A 24971-nucleotide genomic window follows, 5' to 3' on the forward strand; every position below is an offset into this window, starting at 1 on the left:
AGAGTTTCGCCTGCATTCGACCCGGATGGGTTCGGAGCGCGCCGAGTCCTCCGATCACACCGCCGAGTCGACCGTGGCCGCACGCGGTAGCAGGGTGGCGGCCGCGAATCCGCCGAGAGAGGCGACCGCGAGGACGATCATGGCGGCGGCGTAGGCGTGACCGGTGAGGTCGGCGACGAGGATGGTGCCCGCTACGGCGGTGCCGAGGGAAGATCCGAGGTTGGACACGCTTCGGGAGAGTCCGGAGATCTCGGCCTGGTGGGCGTCGTCGAAGCTGGATTGCACGACATTGACCGATGGGGTCAGCATCACGCCGAGTCCGAGGCCGATCAGCAGCAGGCCGGGAGCGAAGGCCCACGGGTCGATGGTGCGGTTCGCGAGGGTGATCAGGATGACGATGCCGACCGAGGTGGCCGCGAAGCCCGCCATGATGAGGGTGCGCTGCGCGCGGCGGCGGGCCAGGCGCGCGGCGCCGAGCGAGGAGATCAGCAGCCCGACGGTGGCGGCGGTGAAGATCACACCGGTCTCGATCGCGTCGTAGCCGCGCACCACCTGCAGGTAGGTGGCCACGGTGAAGGAAGTGCCCATGAGGACGAGCCACTGGATGTTCTGGGTGATCAGACCCAGATTCGAGACGCGGTTGTCGAACAGGCTCGGCGAGATCAGCGGCTGTTTGCCCGCGCGTTCCTCGGCGCGGATGGTGTGGAAGAACCAGAACAGCACGGCCGCGCCCGCCAGCAGCAGTCCCGCCGCGAGCCGCAGGTCGTCGTCGACGGCGAGGATGCCGAGCACGAGCAGCACGAGTCCGAGAGCCGAGAGCGCCGCGCCGAACTTGTCGAGGCGCGCGGTCGGATCGGGCGGTTCGGGGTCGCGCAGCCTGCGGCAGGACACGATGATGATCGCGATGATCAGAGCCTGGAAGACGAAGGCCGCGCGCCAGCTGATCGCCGAGGTGATGAGTCCGCCGATCAGCGGACCCGCCGCCGCGCCGATCCCGCCCATGGCCATGATGACGCCGAAGGCGCGGGCTCGCGCCGTGGTGCCCGCGAACAGTTGGGTCGCGAGGATGTAGACCGGCGGGATCAGCAGCGCGGTGCCGATGCCTTCGAGGATGGAGTTGCCGAGCAGCAGAACGCCGAGTCCGGGCGCCACCGCGCTGAGCAGCGCCCCGATCCCGTACACGATCAGCCCGGCCATGAAGCAGCTCTTGCGCCCGTAGCGTTCGGTGAGTTTGCCGCCCGGAATCATCAACGCCGCCATGACCAGCAGGAATGTCGTGATGACGATCTGCACGCCCTGCGCGGTGGTGTTCAGGTCGACGCTGATGTCGTTGATCATCACGTTCATGTTGCTGCCCGCGAAGCTGCAGATGAATTGCGCGAGCGCCAGCGGGATCAGCACGCCGCGCGGCGCCGCCGTCCGAACCGCCTCCGAACGATCCGCCATCGCCTGCCGCCGTTCAGGTCCGCGCCGGTTCGGATCGGGCCGGTTCGGATCGCGCTTCGGCCCGGTCGAGTTGTTCGTCGAGCGCGATGGCCGCGGCGACCAGCGCCAGATGGGTGAACGCCTGCGGGAAGTTGCCGAGCTGCTCCCCCGACGGCCCGATCTCCTCGGCGAAGAGGCCGACGTGGTTGGCGTAGGTCAGCATCTTGTCGAAGGCGTAGCGGGCCTGCGTGACGCGCCCGGAGCGGGCCAGCGCCTCGACGTAGAGGAAACTGCACAGGTTGAAGGTGCCTTCCGAGCCGAGCAGCCCGTCGGGTGCGGCGGCGGGGTCGTAGCGGTAGACCAGGCTGTCGCTGACCAGTTCCTCGTCCATGGCGTCGAGGGTGCTCAGCCAGGCCGGGTCGCGCGGGGACAGGAAACCCATGCGCGGCATGAGCAGCAGCGACGCGTCGAGCACGTCGGTCGCGTAGTGCTGGACGAACGCCTGCCGCTTGCGGCTCCAGCCGCGATCGATGATCTGGGCGAACACCTCGTCGCGGGCCCGCGTCCAGCCCGCGATGTCGGCGGGCCGCGAATGCGCGGTCGCCACCCGGATGCCGCGTTCGAAGGCGACCCAGGTCATCAGGCGGCTGTAGGTGAATTCCTGGCGGCCGCCCCGGGTTTCCCAGATGCCTTCGTCGGGGCGGTCCCAGTTGCGGGCCAGCCAGTCGAGCAGGTCGGCGAATTTCCGCCAGTTGCGGATGCCGCCGACCTCGGCGGCCTGGGCGAGGGCGTCGGCGGCCTCACCGTAGATGTCGAGCTGGATCTGGTCGGCCGCGCCGTTGCCGACCCGCACCGGCGCCGAGCCTCGGTAGCCCTCCCAGTGCTCGAGGACTTCCTCGACCAGGGTCGGGTCGCCGTCGACCCGGTACATGATCTGCAACGGCTCGCCGGATGCGGTGCCGCCCGCGTCGAGCCGGTCGGCGAGCCAGCTTCGGAACGCGTGCGCCTCTTCGGTGAATCCGAGGTCGGTGAGCGCGCGCACCGACAGCGACGCGTCGCGGATCCAGGTGTAGCGGTAGTCCCAGTTGCGTTCCCCGCCGAGTTGTTCGGGCAGTCCCATGGTCGCGGCGGCGATGGGCGCGCCGGTCGGCGCGTAGGTGAGCAGTTTGAGGGTGATCGCCGAGCGGTTGACCATGTCCCGCCAGCGGCCGCGATAGGTCGAGGTCCGCAGCCAGTTCTGCCAGAAGTCGCGGCAGCGATCGAATTCCGCGCCGATCTCGGCGCGGTCGGGATGCTCGGGGGCGGGTGCGTCGGCGGCGGTGCCGGTGAGGGTGAGCACCGCGGACTGGCCTTCGGAGAGGGTGAATCGGGCGGTGACGTCGGCGCCGTCGGCCTGCAGCGCGATCGGGTCGGTGACCTGCAGGTGCAGGTCGGCGCCGCGGCCGTGGAAGACGGCGGTGCGGACGTCGGGTCGGTCGAGGGTGTGTTCGGCGCGGCCGTAGTCGAAGCGGGGGCGGCAGGTCAGGGCGAAGGTCATGGTTCCGCGCACGACCCGGACCACGCGCACCAGCCGGTGCCGGTCGGTGGGTTCGAGGTCGGTGACCGGGACCATGTAGTCGCCGACCTCGCCGACGCCTTCGGGGGCCATGAACCGGGTGACCAGGATGGCGGTGTCGGGCATGTAGAGCTGCCGGACGGTCATGCCGTCGCTCGTCGGTTCGGCGGCCAGCTTGCAGTATCCGCCGCGTTCGCTGTCCAGCAGCGAGCCGAACACGCTCGGTGAGTCGAAGCGCGGTACGCACCACCAGTCGATGGCGCCCTCGGCGGAGACCAGGGCCGCGGTCTGGAGATCGCCGACGATTCCGTGATCGGCGATCGGCGGATATGCGCTCATGGACACTCCTCGAACGGGAATCGGACATAACGGGTGACAGGAACTGGTACCGCCGCGTCGAACATCACCGATCAGGAAAACCGCGTATTCAGTGTCACCGCCCCGCCGGAAAATGGGAAGGGCGCCGTGATTTCGTATCCAGGTCGATGCCTATCGAGCCGATCCGCGGGCGCGACGGCATCCGGCATCGAATACAGCAATATTCCTGACACGCCAGAAGGTTGCACCTACCGGGGCATATGTCGGTCGGAGATGGTTACGCCGATTTCATTCGGGTGCGCTGCGCCGCGAATCGGACATTTCGCGACAGCGCTATCCATCGAGCGCACCCGTCGAGATATTCCGGCTCGATCCGCGAGAATTCAGTACGCGCCTTCACCTTCGGCGACCGCGCGCAAGGTCTTCACGATGATGCGCAGGTCGAGCAGCATGGACCAGTTCTCGACGTAGGAGATGTCGAGTTCCACCGATTCCTCCGGCGCCAGATCCGAACGCCCGCTCACCTGCCACAGTCCGGTGATCCCGGGGCGGACCAGCAGTCGCCTGCGGGTGATCCCGTCGTAGGAGTGCACCTCGCGACGCACCTGCGGGCGCGGGCCGACCACGCTCATGTCCCGGCGCAGCACGTTGAAGAACTGCGGGAGTTCGTCGAGGGAGTACTTGCGCAGGATCCGGCCGACGGGGGTGACCCTCGGGTCGTTCTTCATCTTGAAGAACAGCGGGTTGCCGCCGTTGCTCGCGATCAGCGAACCGACGTGCCGGTCCGCGTGCACGTACATGCTGCGGAACTTGATCATGCGGAACGGCTTGCCGTCCATGCCGATTCGCTCCGACAGGTAGAACACCGGACCGTTGCTGGTGAGTTTCACCGCGGTCGCGATGATCAGCAGCGCGGGGGCGATGAGCGTCACCGCCACCGCGGCGAAGCAGACGTCGAAGACCGCCTTGCCCAGCGAAAGCGCGCGATCGTAGCGCGGCTTCTCGATGTGCACCATCGGCATTCCGGCAAGCAGCCGACCCGACATGCGGGTGCCGGAGATGTCCATGACGCCGGGCGCGACGATGAGTTCCGCGCCGATCACCTCGAGGTCCCAGGCCAGCTTGCGGATGTCGCGCGGGCCGAGACGGTCGGTGGCCATGACGACCACGGTGTCGGCGCCGGTGCTGCGGGCGGCGCGCACCACCGAGCGGTCGTCGCCCGCGATCGGGATGACGCGGCCGCCGACGGTGATGGTCTGGCCCGGCTCGGGGCCGGTCGTCGTGCAGACGCCGACGACGTGGTAGCCGTGCAGGTGGTCGCGGGAGAAGGCGGCGGCGATGGCGCGGGCGGCGGCGGGGCCGCCGACCACGAGCACCGAATGGCGGTAGCGGCCGAGCGCGCGGTGGCGGCCCGCGTGGCCGCGCCACAGGGTGCGGGTGAGGGTGAGTCCGCCGAGACCGAGCGGCAGCGACAGCGACAGGAAGTCGTGGGTGGCCTCGATGTCGAGTACCAGCGAGACGATCGCGACGATGCCGAACAGGTGCAGGGTCGCCGAGAGCAGTCGGCGGTATTCGCCGCTGCCCGTGCCGACGCTGCGGGTGGCGCGGGAGTCGTTCCAGCCCAACAGAATCGACCAGGCCGCCACGATCCCGAAGGAGAACGCGGTGGCGGCGGGGCCGAGGCGCGGGTCCCAGGCGAGCGGACGGGACGCCGACAGGTCGAAGGAGAAAAGCTGGGCGAATGCCACGGCCGCCGAAACGACCGCGATATCGGTGACGACGAGGCGACGGACGTAGCCGGCGCGCCAGTCTTCGCGGGCGCCGGGATGGGCGTCGCGCAGGCGCAGATCTACCGCGCCGCCTGCGGCACCGAGTTCGATAACCATGGAGAAATACCTGCTCGAGCTTGAATCGTCATTTTCTTCGCTCCGCGAACGATCGTGGAGCGACGCTGTCGCGACAGCGCGTCCGGCGACGTTTGTGCTGAGACGATTCGAAGCCGGGCCGATCTGTTGCGAAAATATTGCTCCCTCACACGCTTCCGCACAAGTCGTGGGACTCACGTCACAGTGAGCCCGGCTGGTCCGCTGTAACGAATCACGACGCCTGGGCGAGAAGTCGGTGGCGGGGCGGATACGGCGGCGTATGCGACCGTCGAGCGATGTGCGCCGAACCGGAGGTAACTGAAGACGTGCTGTTCACATTTTCGCGGCCGGTTCCGGCCGCCGCGCGACTCGCGAATCCGGGGCGCGGATGATAATTTCTGACGGTCGGCAGAGAAGTTCGCTTCTCGGGCTGTGGGGCACCGCCGATATGAAGCCGCCGATGTCAGGCTGCCGACATCAGGCTGCCGACATCAAGTGCGACGTCAGTAGAAGTATTTCCGAGCGGAGCCCGCGTGCGTTGTCGTCTGTGTGACTCGGTCCGGCTGTCGAGTGTGCTGGACCTGGGAGCCACACCCCCGTGTGAGAAATTCCTGTCCGCCGGGGAACTCGACCTGCCCGAACCCACCTATCCGCTACACCTGCGGATATGCGAGGAATGTCTGCTGCTGCAGATCCCGGCGCTCATCACGCCCGAGGAGACCTTCACCGAATACGCGTATTTCTCCTCCTACTCCGACAGTTGGGTGCGGCACGCGCGCGCATTCGTCGGCGCGGCCGTCGAACGGCTCAGACTCGACGCGGATTCGTTCGTGGTCGAGGTCGCGAGTAACGACGGATATCTGCTGCGCGGGGTGGTCGAGGCGGGCATCGGCTGTCTCGGCATCGAACCGTCGGTGAACGTGGGCGCGGCCGCGCGCGAATCCGGCGTGCCGACGCTGACGGCGTTCCTCGACGAGTCGGTCGCGGCCGCGGTGCGCGCCGAACACGGTCCGGCCGATCTGGTGGTGGCGAACAACGTCTACGCGCACATTCCGGATCTGCTCGGTTTCACTCGCGCGCTGCGCACGTTGGTCGCCGAGGACGGCTGGATCTCCATCGAAGTGCACCACGCGCTGAACCTGGTGCGCCACGGCCAGTTCGACACCATCTACCACGAACATTTCCAGTACTACACGCTCGCCTCCGCGCAGCGCGCCCTCGCCACCGCCGGACTCGCGGTCGCCGATGTCGACGAACTCGACACCCACGGCGGATCGCTGCGCGTCTGGGCACGGCCCGAGGCGGTCGCCGAACCGAGCGAACGCGTCGCACGGCTGCTCGCCCGCGAGGCCGAGGCCGGACTGCACCGGGTCGACGGCTACGCGCCGCTGCGCGAACGCGCCGAATCCGTGCGCCACGACCTGCTGCGCTACCTGCTCGAACAGCGGGCCGAGGGCAAGCGCGTGGTCGGCTACGGCGCGCCGGGCAAGGGCAACACCCTGCTCAACTACTGCGGTATCCGACCGGACCTGCTGGAGTACACCGTCGACCGCAACCCCTACAAACACGGCCGCTACACGCCGGGCGCCCGCATTCCGATCCATCCGCCGGAGCGGATCGACGCGGACCGGCCCGATGTCGTCGTGGTGCTGCCCTGGAATCTGGAGACCGAACTCACCGCCCAGCTGCGCCACATCGGCGCCTGGGGCGGGCGGTTGGTCTATCCGATGCCGACCGTGCGGGTGCTCGACCCGAACGCGGTCGGCTCCGATGTCGTGGAGGTCGTCCCGGTATGAAGGTCGTGCTCTTCTGCGGCGGATACGGCATGCGTATGCGTCACAGTGATACCGATGTGGTGCCCAAACCCATGCAGATGGTCGGCCCGCGCCCGCTGATCTGGCATGTGATGCGCTACTACGCCCACTTCGGGCACCGCGAATTCATCCTGTGCCTCGGCTACGGCGCGCACCACATCAAGAACTACTTCCTCACCTACCAGGAGACGATGTCCAACGACTTCGTCATCCGCGACGGCGCGGTGGAACTGCTCGGCTCCGATATCGCCGACTGGACCATCACCTTCGTCGACACCGGCGTGGAATCGGCCATCGGGGAACGGCTGCGCCGGGCGCGCCCGCATCTCGACGGCGACGAGGTGTTCCTCGCCAACTACTCCGACGTGCTCACCGACGCGCCGCTCGACGAGATGGTGGCGCGGCGGCACGAAAGCGGTGCGGCCGCGTCGATGATGGTGGTGCCGCCGCAGTCCTCGTTCCACTGCGTGGAGATGAAGCCGGGCGGGGAGATCAAGGAGATCACCCCCGTCGCCCAGTTGCCGATCTGGGAGAACGGCGGCTATTTCGTGCTCACGCAGGAGATCTTCGACCACCTGCCGCCCGGCGGCGACCTCGTTGAGGACGCCTGCGGGGCGCTGGCGGCGAGCGGTCGACTGCTCGGCTACCAGCATTTCGGTTTCTGGAAGCCCGCCGACACCTTCAAGGAGCGCGCCGAACTCGACGCCGCCTATCATCGCGGCGACCGGCCGTGGATGGTGTGGGAGCGTCCAGCGTCGTGATCACCCTGCGGACCGATCGGGTCGACGAGATCGCGGTACTCGGCGCGCACTGCGACGACATCGCCATCGGCATGGGCGCGACGCTGCTGACCATCACCGAGCGCCGTCCCGAGTTGCGGGTGCGGGCACTCGTCCTCGCGGGCGGCGGCACACCGCGCGCCGAAGAGGAACGGCATGCGCTCGAATCCTTCTGCGGCACAGCCGATCTCGACCTGACGGTGCTGGACGTCCCGGACGGGCGCGCGCCTGCGCACTGGGCGCGGATCAAGGGGGCGCTGGCCGAATTCCGCGCGGGCGTCGACCCGGATCTGGTGTTCGCGCCGCAGCGCGCCGACGCACACCAGGACCACCGACTGCTCGCCGAACTCGCGCCGACGGAGTTCCGCGACCACATGATCCTCGGCTACGAGATACTCAAGTGGGAGACCGACACACCGAGACCCGATGTGCTGCACCCGGTTTCGGCGGAACTCGCGCGACGCAAGGTCGAGCTGCTGCACAAGTGCTACCCGTCGCAGGCCGACCGCGACTGGTTCGACGAGGCGGCGTTCCTCGGGCTGGCCCGGATCCGCGGGGTGCAGTGCCGGGCCGAATACGCCGAAGGTTTCTCACTCGACAAAGCTGTCATCGATTTCGGAGGTGCGTGAAGGATGCGGGTACTCGTCACCGGCCATCAGGGCTATCTCGGCACCGTCATGGTTCCGGTGCTGCGGGCGCGGGGCCACGAGGTGACCGGACTCGACATCGGCTGGTTCGCCGACTGCGTCCTCGGCGACGCGCCGCAGGATCCGCCCGGACTCGCCGTCGACCTGCGCGAGGTCCGCGCCGAACACCTCGCCGGATTCGACGCGGTGATCCACCTGGCCGCGCTGTCCAACGATCCGCTCGGCGCGCTCGCGCCGCGGATCACCCACGACATCAACCACCACGCTTCGGTGCGGCTCGCGCGCCTGGCCAAGGACGCGGGCGTGCGTCGATTCCTCTACGCCTCCACCTGTTCGGTGTACGGCGCGGCGGGCGACGGACTGGTCGCCGAATCCGCGCCGCTGCGCCCGCTCACGCCCTACGCGCAGAGCAAGGTCAGGGTCGAGGACGATCTGGTGGCGCTCGCCGACGGCGATTTCAGCCCGGTCTTCCTGCGCAACGCGACCGCGTTCGGCTTCTCCCCGAGGCTGCGCGCCGACATCGTGCTCAACAATCTCGTCGGACACGCGGTGCTCGACGGTGTGGTCAAGGTGCTCTCCGACGGCACCCCGTGGCGTCCGCTGGTGCACGCCGAGGACATCGCGCGCGCGTTCGCGCGCTGCCTCGACGCGCCCGTCGAGGCGATCCACTGCCGCGCATACAACATCGGCGCCGAGGTCAACAATCTGACCGTCGCCGATATCGCGCACGCGGTGGCGGAGGTCGTGCCGGGCGCCGAGGTGCTGATCACCGGGGAGTCGGGGGCCGATCCACGTTCGTATCGGGTCGATTTCAGCGCCGCTCGGCGCGAACTCGGTTTCGAAGCGCTGTGGAGCGTGGCCGACGGGGCGGCGGAACTCGCCACCGAATACTGCGCGCGCGGACTCACCGCCGCGGATTTCACCGGGCGCTTCGTGCGCCTGGCGAGACTACGCGCCCTCGGTGAGCAGGGCGAGATCGATGCGGAACTGCGCAGGGTCGCGCCCGCGACGGCAGCACCCGCGGCGACATCGACCGAGACCGCGGCGACGACGTCGGCCGAGCTGTCCGATTCGGTGACACCGGAGCCGAAAGCGCAGGCGCCTGCCACGTCGACGACGCCCTCGCGTGCCGATTCGGCGTCGCTCTCCTCGGGAGCCGGTGGCATCGAATCGGCGCGGGCGGGCGGCGATCCGATCGGAGTCGGTGGCTGATATGTCGGCGCAACAGAGAACGTCGCCACCGCCCCGATTGTCGCCACGGCCGAGAACGTCGCCGGGACCGTCGCGGTGGCGACGTGGCGAGGGGTGCGCGCGATGACCGATCCGTTCGCCGATATCTGCCGGGGCTGCCGTAGCGGCGATCTGGTGACCGTGCTCGATCTCGGGCGGATGCCAGCGGCCGATCACTTCCCGCCCGCCGCGCAGCCGGTGCGCGCGGACGAGGCCGTGCATCCGTTGACCATGCGGCATTGCCGCGCCTGCGGTCTGACCCAGTTGGGGCCCGACGAGACCGACACCGCCGAGCCGCGCGGGGTTGAGCCGCGCGCGCTGCGGGAGCAGGCCGCCGACGCGGTCGCTCGGGTGGCGGCCTCGGGTTTGCTGACCGGGCGCGGCGTGCGCGAATTCGGTAGTCCGCACGGCGGTAGCTGGCTGGATCTGCTTGCCGCGCGCGGCTTCTCCCCCACCGAGGCGCCCGCCGATATCGTGCTCGACAGCTTCGGGTTGATGCACGAACCGGACCAGCGCGCCGCCTTCGCCGCGCGCGCCGCGGCCACCGCGCCGGACGGTGTGTTGCTGGTGCAGTACCATTCGGTGCATACCATCGTGGCAGGAGAACAGTGGAATGCGTTGCGGCACGGTCACTTCGCGTACTACACACTGTCGGTCCTCACGGCCTTGCTGCGCGACGCGGGCATGGCGCCGGTCACCGCGTGGGAATTCGAGCTCTACGGCGGCACCGTGCTGATCGCGGCCGTGCACGCGGCGAACGCGCGCGAGGCGCCCGACGCAGCCATCGAACGCGTGCTCGCGCGGGAGTCGAGCGCCCGGGATCCCGAGGTGCTGCGCGGACTCCAGCGGGCCGCGGATCGGCAGGCTGTCGCGTTGCGCGAGGAACTGGGCGAGCTCGCCGCGCGGGGTAGCCGGGTGTACGCCTACGGTGCGGCCTCGCGCGCGGTGGCGCTGCTGCGGCTGGCGGGCGCGCATCGCGGCGTGCTGACCGCGGTCGCCGATGCCTCGCCCGCCAAACAGGGCAGGCGCATGCCGGGCACCGACGTGCCGATCATCTCGCCCGAGGAACTCGTGGCGGCGCGACCGGACCGGGTGCTGCTCACGGTGCCCGATCTGCGCGCCGAGGTCGAGGATCGCTATCCGGAACTGGCCGGTCGCTGGCTCGTCGACGAACCGGCCGCGGTGACGGAGGTGCGCCCGAACCGGTAGTCCGCGCCAACGGCCTGACCTGGTGTGAGGTCGCCCACGTGCGATGGGAGGGGTTCCCACCGCCGGGAAATCGAGATAGCTTTTATATTGCTGTGATCTGCGACGAGGGCTTTATGGAAATTTTCGGAACGGTGCCGACAATGTATCGGCGAGCCGCATCCCACTTGTTCATCTCCGGTATTCCTACGCGATTCCCATCGCTACCGGCGCGATTGTCCATCCGTATCGCCGAGCGGGCGTGACCGAGCAGAGCACGCTCCGCCCGCCGCTCCCGATCAATTCAGGTCATATTGCCACCATGTTGCCGAATTCATTTTTATTCCTCTAAAAGGAGGGGAAGTGGTCAGCCTTTCGATCTGTGTCCCCGCCTATGAGGCCGGACGGACACTGGAACCGACCCTGCGCTCGATCCTGAGCCAGGACGCCGATTTCGAATTACTCGTCCTCGACAACGCGAGCACCGACGCCACCGGCGAGATCGCGGCCTCCTTCGGCGACCCGCGATTGCGCCTGGAACGCAACGAGACCACGCTGCCGATCGGCGACAACTGGAACCGCGCCATCCGGCTGTCCACCGGCGACCTGGTGAAGGTCGTGTGCGCCGACGACATCCTGCTGCCTGGATCGCTCAACGCGCAGCTCGAGATCATGAGCGATCCGAGGTTCGCCATCAGCTCCTCGCGATTCCAGGTCATCGACGAAAGCGGCACCCTGCTCGAGACCGGACTCGGCCTGCCGGGACTGCGCGGCGTGCACAGTCCGCGTTCACTGGCGCGCACCATCGTGCGGCGCGGTCCCGCCGACTTCGGGCCGACCGCGGCCGCCATGTTCCGCCGCGAACACTTCGACCGCGTCGGCGGCCTGCGCGGCGACCTGGTCTTCCCCATGGACGTCGACCTGTTCGCCCGCGTCGGACAGTTCGGCCTGTTCTTCGGGCTCACCGAGGTCGCCGCCGCCTGGCGCGATTCGACGTTCAACCTCTGCAGCCAGACCTCGACGGTCAGCAAGCTCATGGAAACGCTGCGCTTCCACCACCGACTCGCCCGCGACTGCCCCCGCCTGCTCTCCCCGCTGGACATCGCCATCGGCGACCTGCGACTTGCCCGCACGGCCCTGCAACGGCTCGGGGTGCGCGCGAGCGCGTTGCTGCGCGCCCGGATCGGACGCTGAGGTTGCGATGGCGATGACGCACGGATGGGCGATGTACGCGACCACGACGACGCGGAGGTGGCGATGACGGTGTCGCGATCCCCGTTGCGCGTGCACATGACCGGTTCGGAGTGGTTCGGCTCCGCGCCGGGCGGGCTCAACCGCTATTTCACCGACCTGTATGCGGCGCTGGCCGCGCATCCCGACGCGCGGGTGTCGGCCGCGGCCTTCGGCGCCGCACCCGAGGGCGCCACGTCCTGGGGGCCGACCGGTGGTTCGACGCTGCGGCGCGCGCGCACCGCTTATCTGGACCGCGACCGGTCCGAACCGGCCATCCTCGACCGGCATTTCGCGCTGTACGGCCCGCGACCGCGCGGCGAGCAGGCCCTCGTCGTGCATTTCCACGGGCCGTGGGCGGCCGAGAGTCAGGCCGCGGGCGCAGGCCCGTTGGCCGTGCGCGCCAAATTCGCGGTGGAACGGATGCGGGCCGCGGGGGCGCGTCGTTTCGTCGTGCTGTCCGAGCATTTCCGCGACCTGTTGGTCGAGCGGTACGGGGTGCGGCCCGAGGCGGTGCGGGTCGTGCCGCCCGGTGTCGACCTCGAGCGGTTCCGTCCGCGCGCACCCGAACGCGCGGCCGAGGGGCCCGTGGTGCTGTGCGTGCGCAGGCTCGAACACCGGATGGGCATCGACGTGCTGCTGCGCGGCTGGCCGTCGGTGGTCGCGGCGCGGCCGGACGCCGAGCTGGTGATCGTCGGCACCGGCACCGCCGAGGCACACCTGCGGGAACTCGCGCGCACCTGCGCCGACACCGTGACCTTCGCGGGCCACACCACCGACGAACACCTCACCGAGTTGTACGCGCGGGCGCACTGCACCGTCGTCCCCTCGCTGACCTTGGAAGGCTTCGGTCTGATCGCGCTCGAATCGCTGGCCTCGGGTCGCGCGCCGATCGTCACCGACTGCGGCGGTCTGCCGGATTCGGTGCGCGCGCTCGACCCGTCGCTGATCGTGCCATCGGGTGACGCCGAAGCGCTCGCCGCACGCCTGATCACCGCGCTCGACGGCGACCTGCCCGATGCCGAACGCTGCCGCATGCACGCCGAGACCTTCTCCTGGTCCGCCGCCGCCGACCGGCACATCGCCCTGTACCGGGAGCTCATCGGATGATCAGCGCGGTCTTCCTCACCCACACCGCCGCCCCGTCGGGGGCGGAACTGGCGACGCTGCGCCTGCTCACCGCGTTGGCGCGGGACGGCAGGGTGCGCGCGTCCGTGCTGCTCACCGCCGACGGTCCGCTGGTCGCGCTGCTGGAAGCGCGCGACATACCGGTGACGGTGTGGCGCAACGACTTCGACAGCCGCTCGCTGACCATCGCGGGCTCGGGCCCGCTGCGCCTGCTCGGCGGCGCACGCGATCTGATGCGCCTCGGCCGCGGCCTCGGCGCCGAGGTCAGCGCGGCGGGCGCCGACGTGGTGGTCGCGCAGAGCACCAAGGCGCTGCTCATGGGGGCCATCGCGGCGCGGCGCGCGGGCGTGCCGCTGGTGTGGCAGGTGCACGATCGCATCGCCGCGGACTACTTCGGCGGCCCACTGGCGTTCGGGCTGCGAGTACTCGGCTGGCTGGCCGTGCGAGGGGTCGTGGCCAACAGCCGTTCCACCCTGCGGACACTGTTCACCCCGGGCAGGCGCGCGGTCGTCGCGTATCCGGGGCTCGAACCGGGTCGCGCGGTCGAGCGCGAGGCACAGCGCGCTCCCGACGCGGTGCGGATCGTGATGGTCGGCCGCCTCACCCCGTGGAAGGGCCAGGACGTACTGCTGCGCGCCCTCCCGCTGCTGCGGCATCGTCCCGCGGCGGTCACGCTGGTCGGCGGCGCCTTCTTCGACGAGGAGGAGTTCGGCGACCGACTGCGCGCGCTCGCCGCCGAACTCGACGTGCCGGTGGAATTCGCCGGACACGTGGACGATCCCACCGACCACTTCGCCGCCGCCGACATCGCGGTACACGCCTCGGTCACCCCCGAACCGTTCGGACAGGTCGTGGTCGAGGCGATGCGCGCCGGATGCGCGGTGATCGCCGCCGACGCGGGCGGGCCGACCGAGATCGTGCGCGACGGACGCGACGGCGTCCTGGTCACACCGGGCGCCCCGGCCGCGCTCGCCGCCGCCCTCGACCGGTTGATCGCCGATCCGGCATTGCGCGCGCGGCTGGCCGAATCCGGTCGGGCGCGGGCCGCCGACTTCGGCATCGAGGAGACCGCGCGCGTCGTCACCGGACTGCTCGCCACCGTGCTGCGCCGCGACGCCGACTCCACGGCGGTGCCGCGATGACCCGTTTCGCCGAGCGCACGGTCCCGATCCGGATCGTGCCGCGCCACTACCCGGTTTCGCTGGACGGCCTGCGCGGCCCCGAATACGACCCGCCTACCGAGAAGATCAAGTTACCTGTCGCGCTCGACATGCCGACCAATACCGACATGCCGACCGTCAAACTGCCCGTCATCACCGTCTCGCTGCTCGAAGCCGGTGCGCTGCCGGGAGTTTCGGGGCCGAGCTCACGTGGCAAGGAGATCTTCGGGGTGATCCGCGACATCGCCTACGTGAGCTTCGGCAAGTACGGCCAGTACCTGGTGACAGTGGCCACGCTGCCGATCATCGCCCGCGTACTCGGCGCGTCCGGGCTCGGCCTGCTCGCCATCGGCATGTCGTCCTACTTCCTCGGCTCGCTCGTAGTCGACCTCGGGATCACCTCCTTCCTCGCCGCGCGCGTCCAGGAATCGGGGACCCGCGAAGACCTGGTCAACCGCACGCGCGGCACCTATCTGGCGATCCGCGCGGGCATCCTCGGCATCCTCGGCCTCGCGCTCGCGGTCGGCATCGCGGCGAAGGCGCCCGAACATCTGCACATGATCCTGCTCGGACTGTTCGTCGGCGGGTTCTGGTCCATGTCCGAGGACTGGGTGCTGATCGGACAAGGCCGGTTCGGCGCGTCGACGATCTATCAGGGCGTGGCGCGACTGGCCTACCTCGGTCTGCTGCTCCTGCTGCTGCCGCGCTGGCCGACCGCGTCCATGGCACTGCTGTGCCTGCTCGCGTCGGCCGCCGTGAGCGTGGCGTTGACCTGGTGGGATTCCTGGCGCGGCTTCGGCCCGCCCGCGCGGCCGCGCGAGGTGCTCACCCTGCTGCGGGTGGCCGCGCCGGTGGTCACCGGGCGGCTGATGGTGACCAGCTACGGGCAGGGTTCGGCCACGGTCTACGGTTCGGTGCTCGACGCGGTGTCGCTCGGCCTGTACTCGGCCGCCGACCGCCTGGTGCGCGCCGTGCAATCCCTGCTCGACCCCATCGGATTCGCGCTGCTGCCCAGGATGGCCCGGCGCGGCGGCAGCGAGCGGTTCTGGCCCGACGCCCTGCGCGCGTTGGCCGCCTGCGTCGGCGCGGCGGTGATCGCGTGCGCACTGCTGTGGGTCGCCGCGCCGACGGTGATCGTGCTGGTCTTCGGCGAGGAATTCCAGGGCGCGGTCGACGTGCTGCGGCTGGAAGCCCTGATCCTGCCCGCCACCACCGTCACCTCCTTTGTCACCACGGCCGTCCTGCCGGTTCGGCAGGACACCGTCGGCGTGTTGATCGGCGCGGTGACCGGCACCGCCGTCGCGGCGATCGCACTGCTGCTGGCGCTGCGCACGCACTCGCTGTGGACGCTCGTCGGTGGCATCGTGGCCGCCGAATTCGCGGTGGCCGTCTGGTATCTCGCGCGTATGCGCGGGTTGATCGTCCGAGAACGCGCCGCGGCCGCCGCGGCGCGGCGAAAGTGAGACGCGATGAAGATCCTCTTCGTCGGCGACGATTGGCTCGGCAGCAATGCCCGCTCGCTCGCCGAAGGTTTCCGGGCACGCGGGCACGAGATCATGGTGATCGACTCGACCCCGGCCACGCTGCCGCCGCGGCTGTCGCCCTCGTGGGCCTACGCGAAATCCCATGAGCGGCGCGCGCCGTGGACCGTCGAACACGTGCACACGCGACTCGAGCGCGCGGCCGCCGAACTACGGCCCGACCTGGTGTTCGCGTTCAAATCGGTGCATCTCGACCAGCGCCGCCTGCTCGACATCCCGGCGGCGCTACATGTGCATTACAGTCCCGACGATGTGTCGAACCCGGTCAACACCACCCCGAGCTATCTGGCCACCGAGTCGGAATGGGATCTGGTGGTCACGACCAAGCGGCACAACGTGCGCGAACTGCTCGACCGCGGCGCCAGGAACGCCCTGTTCGTGCGCAGCGCCTACGACCCGGCCTGGCATCATCCGAGCGCGCGCCGCACGAGCAGGCAGTACCTGGTCGGCTTCATCGGCGCGTGCCGTCCCGACCGCCGCGACGGCATGGTGTCGCTGGCCCGCACCTACGGCGCCCAACTGCTGGTGCGCGGCCCCGGTTGGCGGCGGGTGCGCCAGCTGCGCACCACGCGCGCCGAGATCGGCGGCGCGGTGTACGGCGAGGACTTCTCCATCGCGGTGGCCTCGGTGACCGCGAACCTCGTGCTGCTCAACTCCGACAACCGCGACACCCACACCTGCCGCACCTTCGAAGTGCCCGCGGCGGGCGGACTGTTCGTCGGCGAACGCACCGACGAGCACGCCGAACTGCTCTCCGACGGCGCCGAGGCGTACCTGTTCTCCAGCCGCGACGAACTCGACGACATCCTGGAGCGCTGCGTGGCGTTCCCGGACGAGGTCGCCAAGGTCGCCGCCGCCGGGCACCGCCGAATCGTGGAGGGCGGGCACAGCTACGCCGACCGTGCCGAGGAGATCCTGCGTGCGCTCGGCTGAGACCGCGGGGGCGCGGCCGTGACAATGCCCGTCCTCGGACCCGAAATCCTCACCATCATCGCGGCATTGGCGACGATGGTCATCGCGGCATGCATCACCTCGGGCGTGCTGCGCGTCCTGCTCGTCGCACAGGCCGTGTACTGGGGCATGTCGTATGTGGCGCGCCCGGTGGTGCTGCTCGCGGTGCGTCCGGAACCGCGCTTCGGCGACAATGTCGCCGACCCGCGCCTGGCCGACCTCGGCTACGACGTGGCGATCGGCGCCGCGCTGCGCCCGGTCGCCTTCGGACTCGCTCTCTACGCCGCGGTGCTGCTCGCCTACGTGTTGTGGTCGCGCGGGCGAACGCCACGGGTGGCCGCGCTGGCCGGTGATCCCGACCTGATCGCCACCCTGGGCGTGCTCTACGTACTCGGCACGCTGGCCCGCCTCGCCTCGGTGGCGGTAGGCGCGGCGGGTGCGGCGGGCGAGGTCGAGAGCGCCTCGCCGGTGCTGAGCCTGCTGACCATGCCCGCGACGCTCGGCGCGATCGGCGCGATCGTGTTCCTGCGCGCGCGCCCGTCGACCACCGCCGTGATACTCGGGATGGTGCTGCTCGGCGAGCTGTGGTGGACCACCGCGATCCAGTCCAAGACGCCGGTCCTCGGCGCGGCGCTCGCCATCGCGGTGCGTTTCGCCCTCACCGGCTGGTCGCGCGCGAAACTGCTCGGCATCGGCGCGGTCTCGGGGGCCGGCATCGCCGGATTCGACTGGTTGCAGTCCCTGAAATCCACGCCCTACCTGCGCGCGGAGTCCGCGATCGTGGACTCGGCGTATCCGGAGCAGGTGCGCCCGTTCCTGGGTCTGCTGCGCCGGTTCGACCTGCTCGAGGCCGCCACCGACGCCTACTATGTCGGGCCGTCGTCGTGGCTGTCGCCCGGCGAGGTGGTCGGGCACCTGGCCCGCAGCATGGTGCCCTCGCAATTGCTCACCGGGGAGAAACTGCATTCGGGCACCGCGTGGGCGCAGGAGGTGCGTGGCGCCTCGGTGGACATGAGCCAGATCTCGGTGTCGCTGGCCGAGGGCAATGTCAACGAGGGCTACGTGCTCGGCGGGACGGCGGGCGTCGTGATCGGCATGCTGTTCACCGCCGTGCTGCTCGTCGGCTGGTCACGCTCGCTGTACTCGCGCGGCCTGGTCGCGGTCATGTTCGGAATCGCGCTGATCGAGGTGCCCGTCGTCTTCGAACGCGGCATGCTCGGCAGCGCGGAAACGCTCGGAAAATATCTGCAAGTCGTCGTCCTGGCCTGGCTCACCCATCTCGCGGTGATCGAATGGCGCGCATATCGGGAACGACGGAACAACGAACACGTGACGACCACGGCCGGGCCACCGGCGCCGGCGGTCGTGGGAAGTAAAGGAAATCAATGATGGGACTTGCCGACTACCTGCGCATCGCGCGCCGACGCTGGGTGGTCCTGGTGGCCGGGCTCGTGCTCGGCGTCGCGCTGGCGGGCTACCAGATCCAGTCGACGACCGAGACCTACAGCGCGTCGAGCACCATGTACGTGTCGATGGCGACGGGCACCTCGGTCGCGGACTCCTACCAGGGCGGACTGGCCGCCCAGCAGCGGGTTCGGTCCTATATGGAACTCGTCTCCAGCGACTCCGTGGTCGACCGGGTGATCGGGCAGCTCTCGCTGAAGATGAGCCGCGACGATTTGCGCGCGAAGATCAGCGCCGACGCGCCGCCCGCGACCACCCTGCTGCGGGTCACGGTCACCGATACCCAGGCCGAACGCGCGCGCGTGCTCGCCGACGAGGTGGTCTCGCAGTTCCGCGCGCTGGTCGACGACCTGGAAACCATCGAGCGCTCCGCGGCGCCCGCCGCCCGGGTCGCGGTGGTCGACCGCGCCGAACGCCCCCGCGAACCGAGCGGACCCGGCACGTCGAAGATCCTCGCCGCGGGCATCCTGGCGGGCCTGCTGCTCGGCGCCGCAGCCGCTTACGTGTGGGAACGGCTGGACCGCAAGGTGCGCACCACCGACGAACTCGAACCGCTGGGCGCGGTCCTCGGATCGGTCACCCTCGGCACCGACGACCAGCTCGACGAACTGCGCGCGCTGCGCAGCAGGCTGCCCGATAAGGCCAAATCCGTGCTTGTCGCCGCCACCGATCGGGGTTACGCGCCCGACCTGAGCGCCGGACTCGCCGACAGCATCGCCGCGACCGGCGGAAAGGTGCTGCTCATCGACACCGAGACGGTACTCGTGATCTCCGCCGAGATCGCCCGCGAGGCCGCCGCGTCGCCGTCGGTCGGTTCGTCGGGCGTCGATATCGACTGGCCGGTGCGCAACGGCACCGTTTCCGGATCTGCGGAGGCCGAAAGCCTCTTCGAGAACGCGGCACAGCGCACCACCGTCCTCGACACCCGCAAGATCCCGGCCACGCCGCCGGTCGAGGACAAGGCGAGCGGCCCCGACCAGGGCGGACTGGCCGCCGTGCTGCGCGGTGAGACCACACTCGAGGACGCGGTGCTCGCCCCCGGCGAGCGGTCCTACGCGCGACTCGCACTCGGCGACGCCGACCTGCGCACCCCCGACCTGCTCGCCTCGGTGCGCTTCGACGCCGTCCTCGTCGAAGCCGCCGCGCGCTACGACCGGGTGCTGGTCGGCGCGTACGGCACCGACGCCCTCGCGCTGGCGTCGAAATGCGATGCCACCGTGGCCGTGGTCGCGCTGCCCGCGCCGAACCCCGAGCGGGTCGGCGCTACCCGCGACGCGCTCACCGCGGCGGGCGCGACACTCACCGGTTTCGTCACAGTGGCGGCGCCGCGCCGGTGGCGGCGACGGTCGGGGGACCGCCGATGACGCGGGCTAACCGAGCGACGCCAATAACACGGGCGCACCGAGGAGCGCCCGCGACACGGGTGGACCAAGGAGCGCCCACGACACCGGCGGACCGAGAAGCGCCGATGACACGAGCGCGCCGAGCATCGCCTACGACAGGGGCGGGCCGAGGAGCGCCGATGCCATGGACGCGCCGAGGATCGAACCGGTGAGCGGCCTACGTCGCCGTCGCCTGCTCGTCGCCGGACTCGGCGCGGCCGGGGTAGGCGCCGCCGCGGTGCCGCTGGCCGCCTGCGAGCAGGCGCAGACCCCGGTCGGCACCGGCGGGCCGGTCTCGCCGACGGTGCGCAATGTCCGCGATTTCGGCGCGGTCGGCGACGGCAAGGCCGACGACACCTCGGCGTTGGCGGCCGCCTGCCGCTTCGACGGGGCCGCACCGGTGGTGTACCTGCCCGCGGGCGACTACAAGGTCACCGAGTGGCCGGACCTCCCGAACTACGCCGTGGTCTACGGCGACGGCGCGGATGTCACCACGGTGTTCTGCGAGAAGGACACCACGCTGGTCGCGTTGCGCGGCAAGCAGCGAATCCGCTTCTCGCGCCTGGGTTTCTACCTCACCGGCCCGTCCGCCACCGCCATCGACCTGGCCGAATGCTTCCGGTGCAGCTTCGACATGGTGCTGGTGCGCGGCAACCACCTCAGCGACAACTACCCCCGCTACGCCAAGCAGCGCGGAATCGTGTTGCGCGACAACACCGGCGGCACGGCGTTCATGGACTGCGACATCAACAACTTCGGGGTCGGGCTTTCGACCTCGTGCATCCAGAACTACATCAGCTCGTCGAAGTTCACCAGCAACCGCATCGGCGTGCTCGGCACCGGCAACGACCACAATGCCGGATTGTCGCTGACCAATATGGAATTCGTCTCCGACACCGATCCAGGCACCACCGACCGCCACATCCTCATCGACGGCGCGGCCAACAACTGGTGGCTGACCAACGTGTGGTTCGAGGGCGCCGAGGTGGCGGTGACCGTCGGCGCGGCGGGCAAGGGCGGGCCCGCGCAGTTCGGCATGGTGAACTGCAAGGTGGCGGCGCGCTCGGTCGGGGTCGAGTTGAACCATTGCCGCCAGCCCTATCTGGCGAATATCGGTTTCGACCCCGATCCCGGTTCGCGGCCTGCGGAATTGCGCATCGACGCGGCGGGCTGCCCCGACGGCACCGCGGTGAACCTGGTGTCGGGACTCGGGGAGGACATCGATCCCGCGGTGTTCCCGCAGGCGTGGCAGGTGGTGGGGCGCGGTCGCCAATATCGGCCGGTGTTCAGCGGCACCGTCACCGCCGAGGCGCGCGGCGGCGACGCCGAGATCGTGCGGGCCAAGGCCGCCGACGGCGCGGTGGTGGCCTCGGTGCTGGCCAACGGCGCCTACGTCTCCGACCGGTCCGACGCGGGCGTGGTGCTGCGCGACGCCGAGGGCGGTTACTGGCGGCTGACCGTCTCTCCGACCGGCGCGGTCGGTTCGGCGCCGCTGGGCCGGGAACGGCCACGGTAGGTGCACCCGTGACCGCGCGCACCTCAGGATCTCCCCGAACCCGCCTGCGGCGGTGGGTGTTCGCGGTCGCGGCCGCGCTGCTGCTCGCGGCGCTCGCGGTGGGCGGTCTTCCGGTGTTCGTGCACCCGCAGGTCGACCCGCTGCGCCCCGCCGACGCCATCGTGGTGCTCGGCGGCACCGCCTACGAGCGCTTCGACCTCGGCCTCGACCTCGCCGAGCGCGGATACGCGCCGGAGCTGGTCATCTCGGCCTCGACCGGTCTCGACGACCCGATGATGGCCAAGTACTGCGCGGGCCGATACCCGTTCCGCGTCACGTGTTTCGAACCCGACCCGTGGACGACGCGCGGCGAGGCGCAGGAGATCCGCCGCCGCGCCGAGACCGAGGGGTGGCGCCACATCATCGTGGTCACCTTCACCCCGCACGTGTCGCGGGCGCGCTACATCGTCGGCAAATGCTTCGACGGTGAATTGACCATGGTGGCGAGCCCGAGCGATTCCGGCCCGTGGTTCTGGGCGTGGATGTATCTGCGCCAGAGCGCCGGATATCTCAAAGCCGTCACCGAATTCGGCTGCTGAGGACAGGAGCGAGCATGGACCCGATCACGCCGAGGAGTTCCGCCCGCAGCGATGCCGCGCGGGCCAGGCTGCACGAGGTGGTGCCTGGCGGCGCGCACACCTACGCGCGCGGCGACGACCAGTACCCCGAGGACATGGCGCCGATCCTGGTGCGCGGCAACGGCTGCCGGGTCGTCGACCGGGACGGCAACGAGTACGTCGAATACGGGATGGGGCTGCGGTCGGTGACCCTCGGCCACGGTTACCGCCCCGTGGTGGACGCGGTGGCCGCCGCCATCGCAAACGGAGTGAACTTCTCCCGGCCGACCGAACTCGAACTGCTCGCCGCCGAGGACTTCCTGCATCTGGTCCCCGGCGCGGACATGGTGAAATTCGCCAAGAACGGTTCCGACGTGACGACGGCGGCGGTGCGGCTGGCCCGCGCGGTCACCGGACGGGTCACGGTCGCGGCCTGCGAGCAGCCGTTCTTCTCCGTCGACGACTGGTTCATCGGCACCACCGAGATGAACGGCGGCATCCCGACCCCGCCGACCGTGCGCTTCCCCTACAACGACCTGCCCGCGCTGGAGGCGGTACTCGCGGGCGGCGACATCGCCTGCGTGCTGCTCGAGGCGGCGACCGCGCTGCACGAACCGCTGCCCGGCTACCTGGAAGGCGTACGCGCGCTGTGCGACCGCTACGGCGCGCTGTTGGTCTTCGACGAGATCATCACCGGATTCCGCTGGTCATCGGGCGGCGCGCAGCGCGTGTACGGCGTGACGCCCGACCTGTCCTGCTGGGGTAAGGCGATGGGCAACGGCTTCCCGCTGTCCGCGCTGGCGGGCCGCCGCGAGTACATGGAACTGGGCGGGCTGCGCACCGACCTGCCAAGGGTCTTCCTGCTCTCCACCACCCATGGGCCCGAGACCGGCGCGCTCGCGGCCTTCCGCGCGGTCGTGCACGCCTACGCCACCACCGACCCGATCGGTCGCATGGAGCGCGCGGGCGACCGGCTGCGCGCCGGATTCGCGGCCGTCACCGCCGAATTCGGCATCGCGGACCGGCTGAAAGTCGCCGGTCGCTCCTCGTGCCTGATCTTCCAGACCCTCGATCCCGATGGCATGCCATCGCAGGAGTTCCGCACCCTGTTCCTCCGCGAGTTGCTCGGGCGCGGCGTGCTCGGGCAGTCCTTCGTCACCTCCGCCGCGCACACCGACGCCGATATCGACCACACGATCGACGCGTGCCGCGCGGCCGCCGTGATCTACCGCCGCGCACTCGACCACGGCAGCGCCGCCCCCTTCCTCGGGGGCAGGCCGGTCGCGCCCGCGCTGCGCCGCTACGCCGCCCCGCGACAGCTGGGCAGTCTGGAAGGAGCCGCGCGATGAGCGAACCGCGTATCGCCCTGGTCCACGAACGTTTCACCGAGTACGGCGGATCCGAGGCCGTGGTCGGCGAATTCGCGCGCACCTGGCCTGGCGCTCGGGTCTTCGCCCCGATCGTGGACGCCGCCGCCGCGCCCGCGATCGCGCACCCGCCGTGGGACACCATCGAGGACACCTGGCTCACCCGCGCGTACACCGCCACCGGCCGTCGCTCGCACGCGCCGCTGCTGCCGCTGGCGCCGCGCGCGCTGCGTGGGCTGCCGCTGCGCGACGGCTTCGACGCGGTCGTCGTCAGCCATCACGCGTTCGCGGTGCAGGCCGCCTTCGCCACCGAAGCGCCGGTGGTCGCCTACGTGCACAGCCCGGCCCGCTGGGCCTGGGATCCGGCGTTTCGCGCGCGCGAGGCGGGCGGGCTCGCGGGGCGGGCGGCGCTCACGGTGCTCGGCGCGCTGGCGCGACGGGCCGAACGGGCCGCCGCCCCGCGCCTGACCGCCGTCGTCGCCAATTCCCACGCCGTGGCCGAGCGGGTGCGCGACTGGTGGGGCCTGCCCGCGACCGTGGTGAATCCGCCGGTGCGACTGGACCGGTTCGCGCCCGACCCGGCCGTCGCACGCGAGGACTTCCTGCTGTTCGCGGGCCGTCTGGTCCCCTACAAGCGGCCCGATCTGGCGATTCGCATCGCGCGCGAGTCCGGTCGCCGCCTCGTGATCGTCGGCGACGGACGCTATCGCGCCCAGTTGGAGGCGATGGCGGGCCCGGAGACCACCTTTCTCGGCGCGGCACCCGACGACGTGCTCGTCGACATGTATCGCCGCTGCGCCGCGCTGCTCATGCCCGGCGTGGAGGATTTCGGCATCGTTCCGGTCGAGGCGATGGCCTGCGGCGCGCCGGTGCTCGCGGTCGGCCAGGGCGGCGCGCTGGACACCGTCGTCCCCGGCGTCACCGGCGCGCATCTGCCTTTCGGCCCCGACGACCGAGTCGTCGCGGCCTTCGCCGAATTCCTGCGCACCGACACCACCGCCTACGATCCCGCTGCCGTGCGCGCGCACGCCGAATCCTTCGGTCCCGAGATGTTCCGCGCCCGGATGGCCGACGTGGTCGCCGGGGTGCTGGACGGAGTCCGCGCGGCGACTTGACCTTAAGCATGGTTGGGGTTAGATCCTGGAGCCATGACACAGATCGTGCGAGATTGGAACACCGTCTACGACGAGGACACCGCGCCCTGGGTGATCGGCGAACCGCAGCCCGCGATCGTCGCCCTGGAGCGCGCGGGCGGCATCCGTGGCCGCGTCCTCGATCCCGGTACCGGCGCCGGTGAGCACACCATCGCGCTCACCGCGCTCGGCTACGACGTACTCGGGCTCGACCTGTCGCCGAGCGCGGTCGCCTACGCGCGCCGCAACGCCGAGGCCAAGGGAGTGCCCGGCGCGCGGTTCGAGGTCGCCGACATGCTCGCCTTCGCCGATCCCGAGGTCGCCGCACCCGGCGAATTCGACACCGTCCTCGACAGCGCCCTGTTCCACGTCTTCGGCACCGAACCCGAGTTGCGCGCCACCTATGTGCGCGCGCTGCACCGACTGTGCGTGCCGGAGGCGACCCTGCACATACTCGCGCTCTCCGATGTCGAGGCCGGATTCGGACCGCGTATCGGAGAGTCGCTGATCCGCGAGTCCTTCGCGGGTCGGGAATGGGAGCTGGAGGATCTCGTCCCCACCTCGTATCGCGGGCGGGTCACCTCGGTGGTCGCCGAGGACGCCGTGCGGCACGGGCTGCCCGCCGAGGGCCCGGTCGACGTCGCCGCCTGGCTGGTGCGGGTGCGGCGGCGCTGACCGGGCCGTC

Annotated in this window: 19 protein-coding genes and 1 pseudogene; 17 read left to right on the forward strand and 3 right to left on the reverse strand. The window is 70.2% G+C overall.

Going from position 1 to position 24971, the window contains the following annotated elements; genetic code table 11:
- Positions 1–54 precede the first annotated feature (54 nt).
- The 3 genes from IT779_RS00355 to IT779_RS00365 form a co-directional block, all read right to left on the reverse strand.
- Positions 55–1446, reverse strand: coding sequence for an MFS transporter (locus IT779_RS00355; protein ID WP_196147106.1), 1392 nt, complete (start codon positions 1444–1446; stop codon positions 55–57).
- A gap of 13 nt (positions 1447–1459) precedes the next feature.
- Positions 1460–3319: a glycoside hydrolase family 15 protein gene (locus tag IT779_RS00360; protein WP_196147107.1), complete on the reverse strand. Its 1860-nt coding sequence runs from the start codon at positions 3317–3319 to the stop codon at positions 1460–1462.
- A gap of 362 nt (positions 3320–3681) precedes the next feature.
- On the reverse strand, positions 3682–5184 hold the full coding sequence (locus IT779_RS00365) for a sugar transferase (RefSeq protein WP_196147108.1): 1503 nt from the start codon (positions 5182–5184) through the stop codon (positions 3682–3684).
- 512 nt (positions 5185–5696) lie between these two features.
- Between IT779_RS00365 and IT779_RS00370 the strand changes: the two genes are divergently transcribed.
- The 17 genes and pseudogenes from IT779_RS00370 (at position 5697) to IT779_RS00450 (ending at position 24961) form a co-directional block, all read left to right on the forward strand.
- Positions 5697–6959, forward strand: coding sequence for a methyltransferase domain-containing protein (locus IT779_RS00370; protein ID WP_196147109.1), 1263 nt, complete (start codon positions 5697–5699; stop codon positions 6957–6959).
- Positions 6956–7738, forward strand: coding sequence for a glycosyltransferase family protein (locus IT779_RS00375; protein WP_196147110.1), 783 nt, complete (start codon positions 6956–6958; stop codon positions 7736–7738). The genes IT779_RS00370 and IT779_RS00375 overlap by 4 nt, the downstream gene beginning before the upstream one ends.
- Positions 7735–8385 carry a PIG-L deacetylase family protein gene (locus tag IT779_RS00380; RefSeq protein WP_196147713.1) on the forward strand — a complete coding sequence of 217 codons (651 nt, stop codon included), beginning with the start codon at positions 7735–7737 and terminating at the stop codon, positions 8383–8385. Before IT779_RS00375 ends, IT779_RS00380 begins: the two co-directional genes overlap by 4 nt.
- Before the next feature lie 3 nt (positions 8386–8388).
- A pseudogene (locus IT779_RS00385) lies at positions 8389–9402 on the forward strand (NAD-dependent epimerase/dehydratase family protein); the annotation flags it as partial.
- Between the two features lie 315 nt (positions 9403–9717).
- Positions 9718–10842: a class I SAM-dependent methyltransferase gene (locus IT779_RS00390; protein ID WP_196147112.1), complete on the forward strand. Its 1125-nt coding sequence runs from the start codon at positions 9718–9720 to the stop codon at positions 10840–10842.
- A 339-nt stretch (positions 10843–11181) separates the two neighbouring features.
- Positions 11182–12012: a glycosyltransferase family 2 protein gene (locus tag IT779_RS00395; RefSeq protein WP_196147113.1), complete on the forward strand. Its 831-nt coding sequence runs from the start codon at positions 11182–11184 to the stop codon at positions 12010–12012.
- 96 nt (positions 12013–12108) lie between these two features.
- The gene (locus IT779_RS00400) at positions 12109–13158 is read left to right on the forward strand and encodes a glycosyltransferase family 4 protein (protein WP_196147714.1); all 1050 of its coding nucleotides are present in this window, start codon (positions 12109–12111) and stop codon (positions 13156–13158) included.
- Positions 13155–14318, forward strand: coding sequence for a glycosyltransferase family 4 protein (locus IT779_RS00405; RefSeq protein ID WP_196147114.1), 1164 nt, complete (start codon positions 13155–13157; stop codon positions 14316–14318). Before IT779_RS00400 ends, IT779_RS00405 begins: the two co-directional genes overlap by 4 nt.
- Complete coding sequence (locus IT779_RS00410; RefSeq protein ID WP_232541334.1) at positions 14315–15799, forward strand: lipopolysaccharide biosynthesis protein; 1485 nt, start codon at positions 14315–14317, stop codon at positions 15797–15799. Before IT779_RS00405 ends, IT779_RS00410 begins: the two co-directional genes overlap by 4 nt.
- 6 nt (positions 15800–15805) lie before the next feature.
- The gene (locus IT779_RS00415) at positions 15806–16810 is read left to right on the forward strand and encodes a CgeB family protein (RefSeq protein ID WP_196147115.1); all 1005 of its coding nucleotides are present in this window, start codon (positions 15806–15808) and stop codon (positions 16808–16810) included.
- A gap of 24 nt (positions 16811–16834) precedes the next feature.
- Complete coding sequence (locus IT779_RS00420; RefSeq protein ID WP_232541378.1) at positions 16835–18217, forward strand: hypothetical protein; 1383 nt, start codon at positions 16835–16837, stop codon at positions 18215–18217.
- Positions 18214–19656 carry a protein tyrosine kinase gene (locus tag IT779_RS00425; RefSeq protein ID WP_232541335.1) on the forward strand — a complete coding sequence of 481 codons (1443 nt, stop codon included), beginning with the start codon at positions 18214–18216 and terminating at the stop codon, positions 19654–19656. The genes IT779_RS00420 and IT779_RS00425 overlap by 4 nt, the downstream gene beginning before the upstream one ends.
- A 187-nt stretch (positions 19657–19843) precedes the next feature.
- Positions 19844–21190: a glycosyl hydrolase family 28-related protein gene (locus tag IT779_RS00430; RefSeq protein WP_408637706.1), complete on the forward strand. Its 1347-nt coding sequence runs from the start codon at positions 19844–19846 to the stop codon at positions 21188–21190.
- 8 nt (positions 21191–21198) lie between these two features.
- Positions 21199–21768 (forward strand): YdcF family protein, encoded by a 570-nt coding sequence (locus IT779_RS00435; RefSeq protein WP_196147119.1) that lies wholly within the window; start codon positions 21199–21201, stop codon positions 21766–21768.
- Positions 21769–21782: 14 nt separating this feature from the next.
- Complete coding sequence (locus tag IT779_RS00440) at positions 21783–23135, forward strand: glutamate-1-semialdehyde 2,1-aminomutase (protein WP_196147120.1); 1353 nt, start codon at positions 21783–21785, stop codon at positions 23133–23135.
- Positions 23132–24268, forward strand: a complete 1137-nt coding sequence (locus IT779_RS00445) for a glycosyltransferase (protein WP_196147121.1) — start codon at positions 23132–23134, stop codon at positions 24266–24268. Before IT779_RS00440 ends, IT779_RS00445 begins: the two co-directional genes overlap by 4 nt.
- 33 nt (positions 24269–24301) lie before the next feature.
- Positions 24302–24961, forward strand: coding sequence for a class I SAM-dependent methyltransferase (locus tag IT779_RS00450; protein WP_196147122.1), 660 nt, complete (start codon positions 24302–24304; stop codon positions 24959–24961).
- The last annotated feature ends 10 nt before the right edge of the window (positions 24962–24971 follow it).

This window comes from Nocardia bovistercoris (assembly GCF_015674855.1).
Classification (GTDB): Bacteria; Actinomycetota; Actinomycetes; order Mycobacteriales; family Mycobacteriaceae; genus Nocardia; species Nocardia bovistercoris.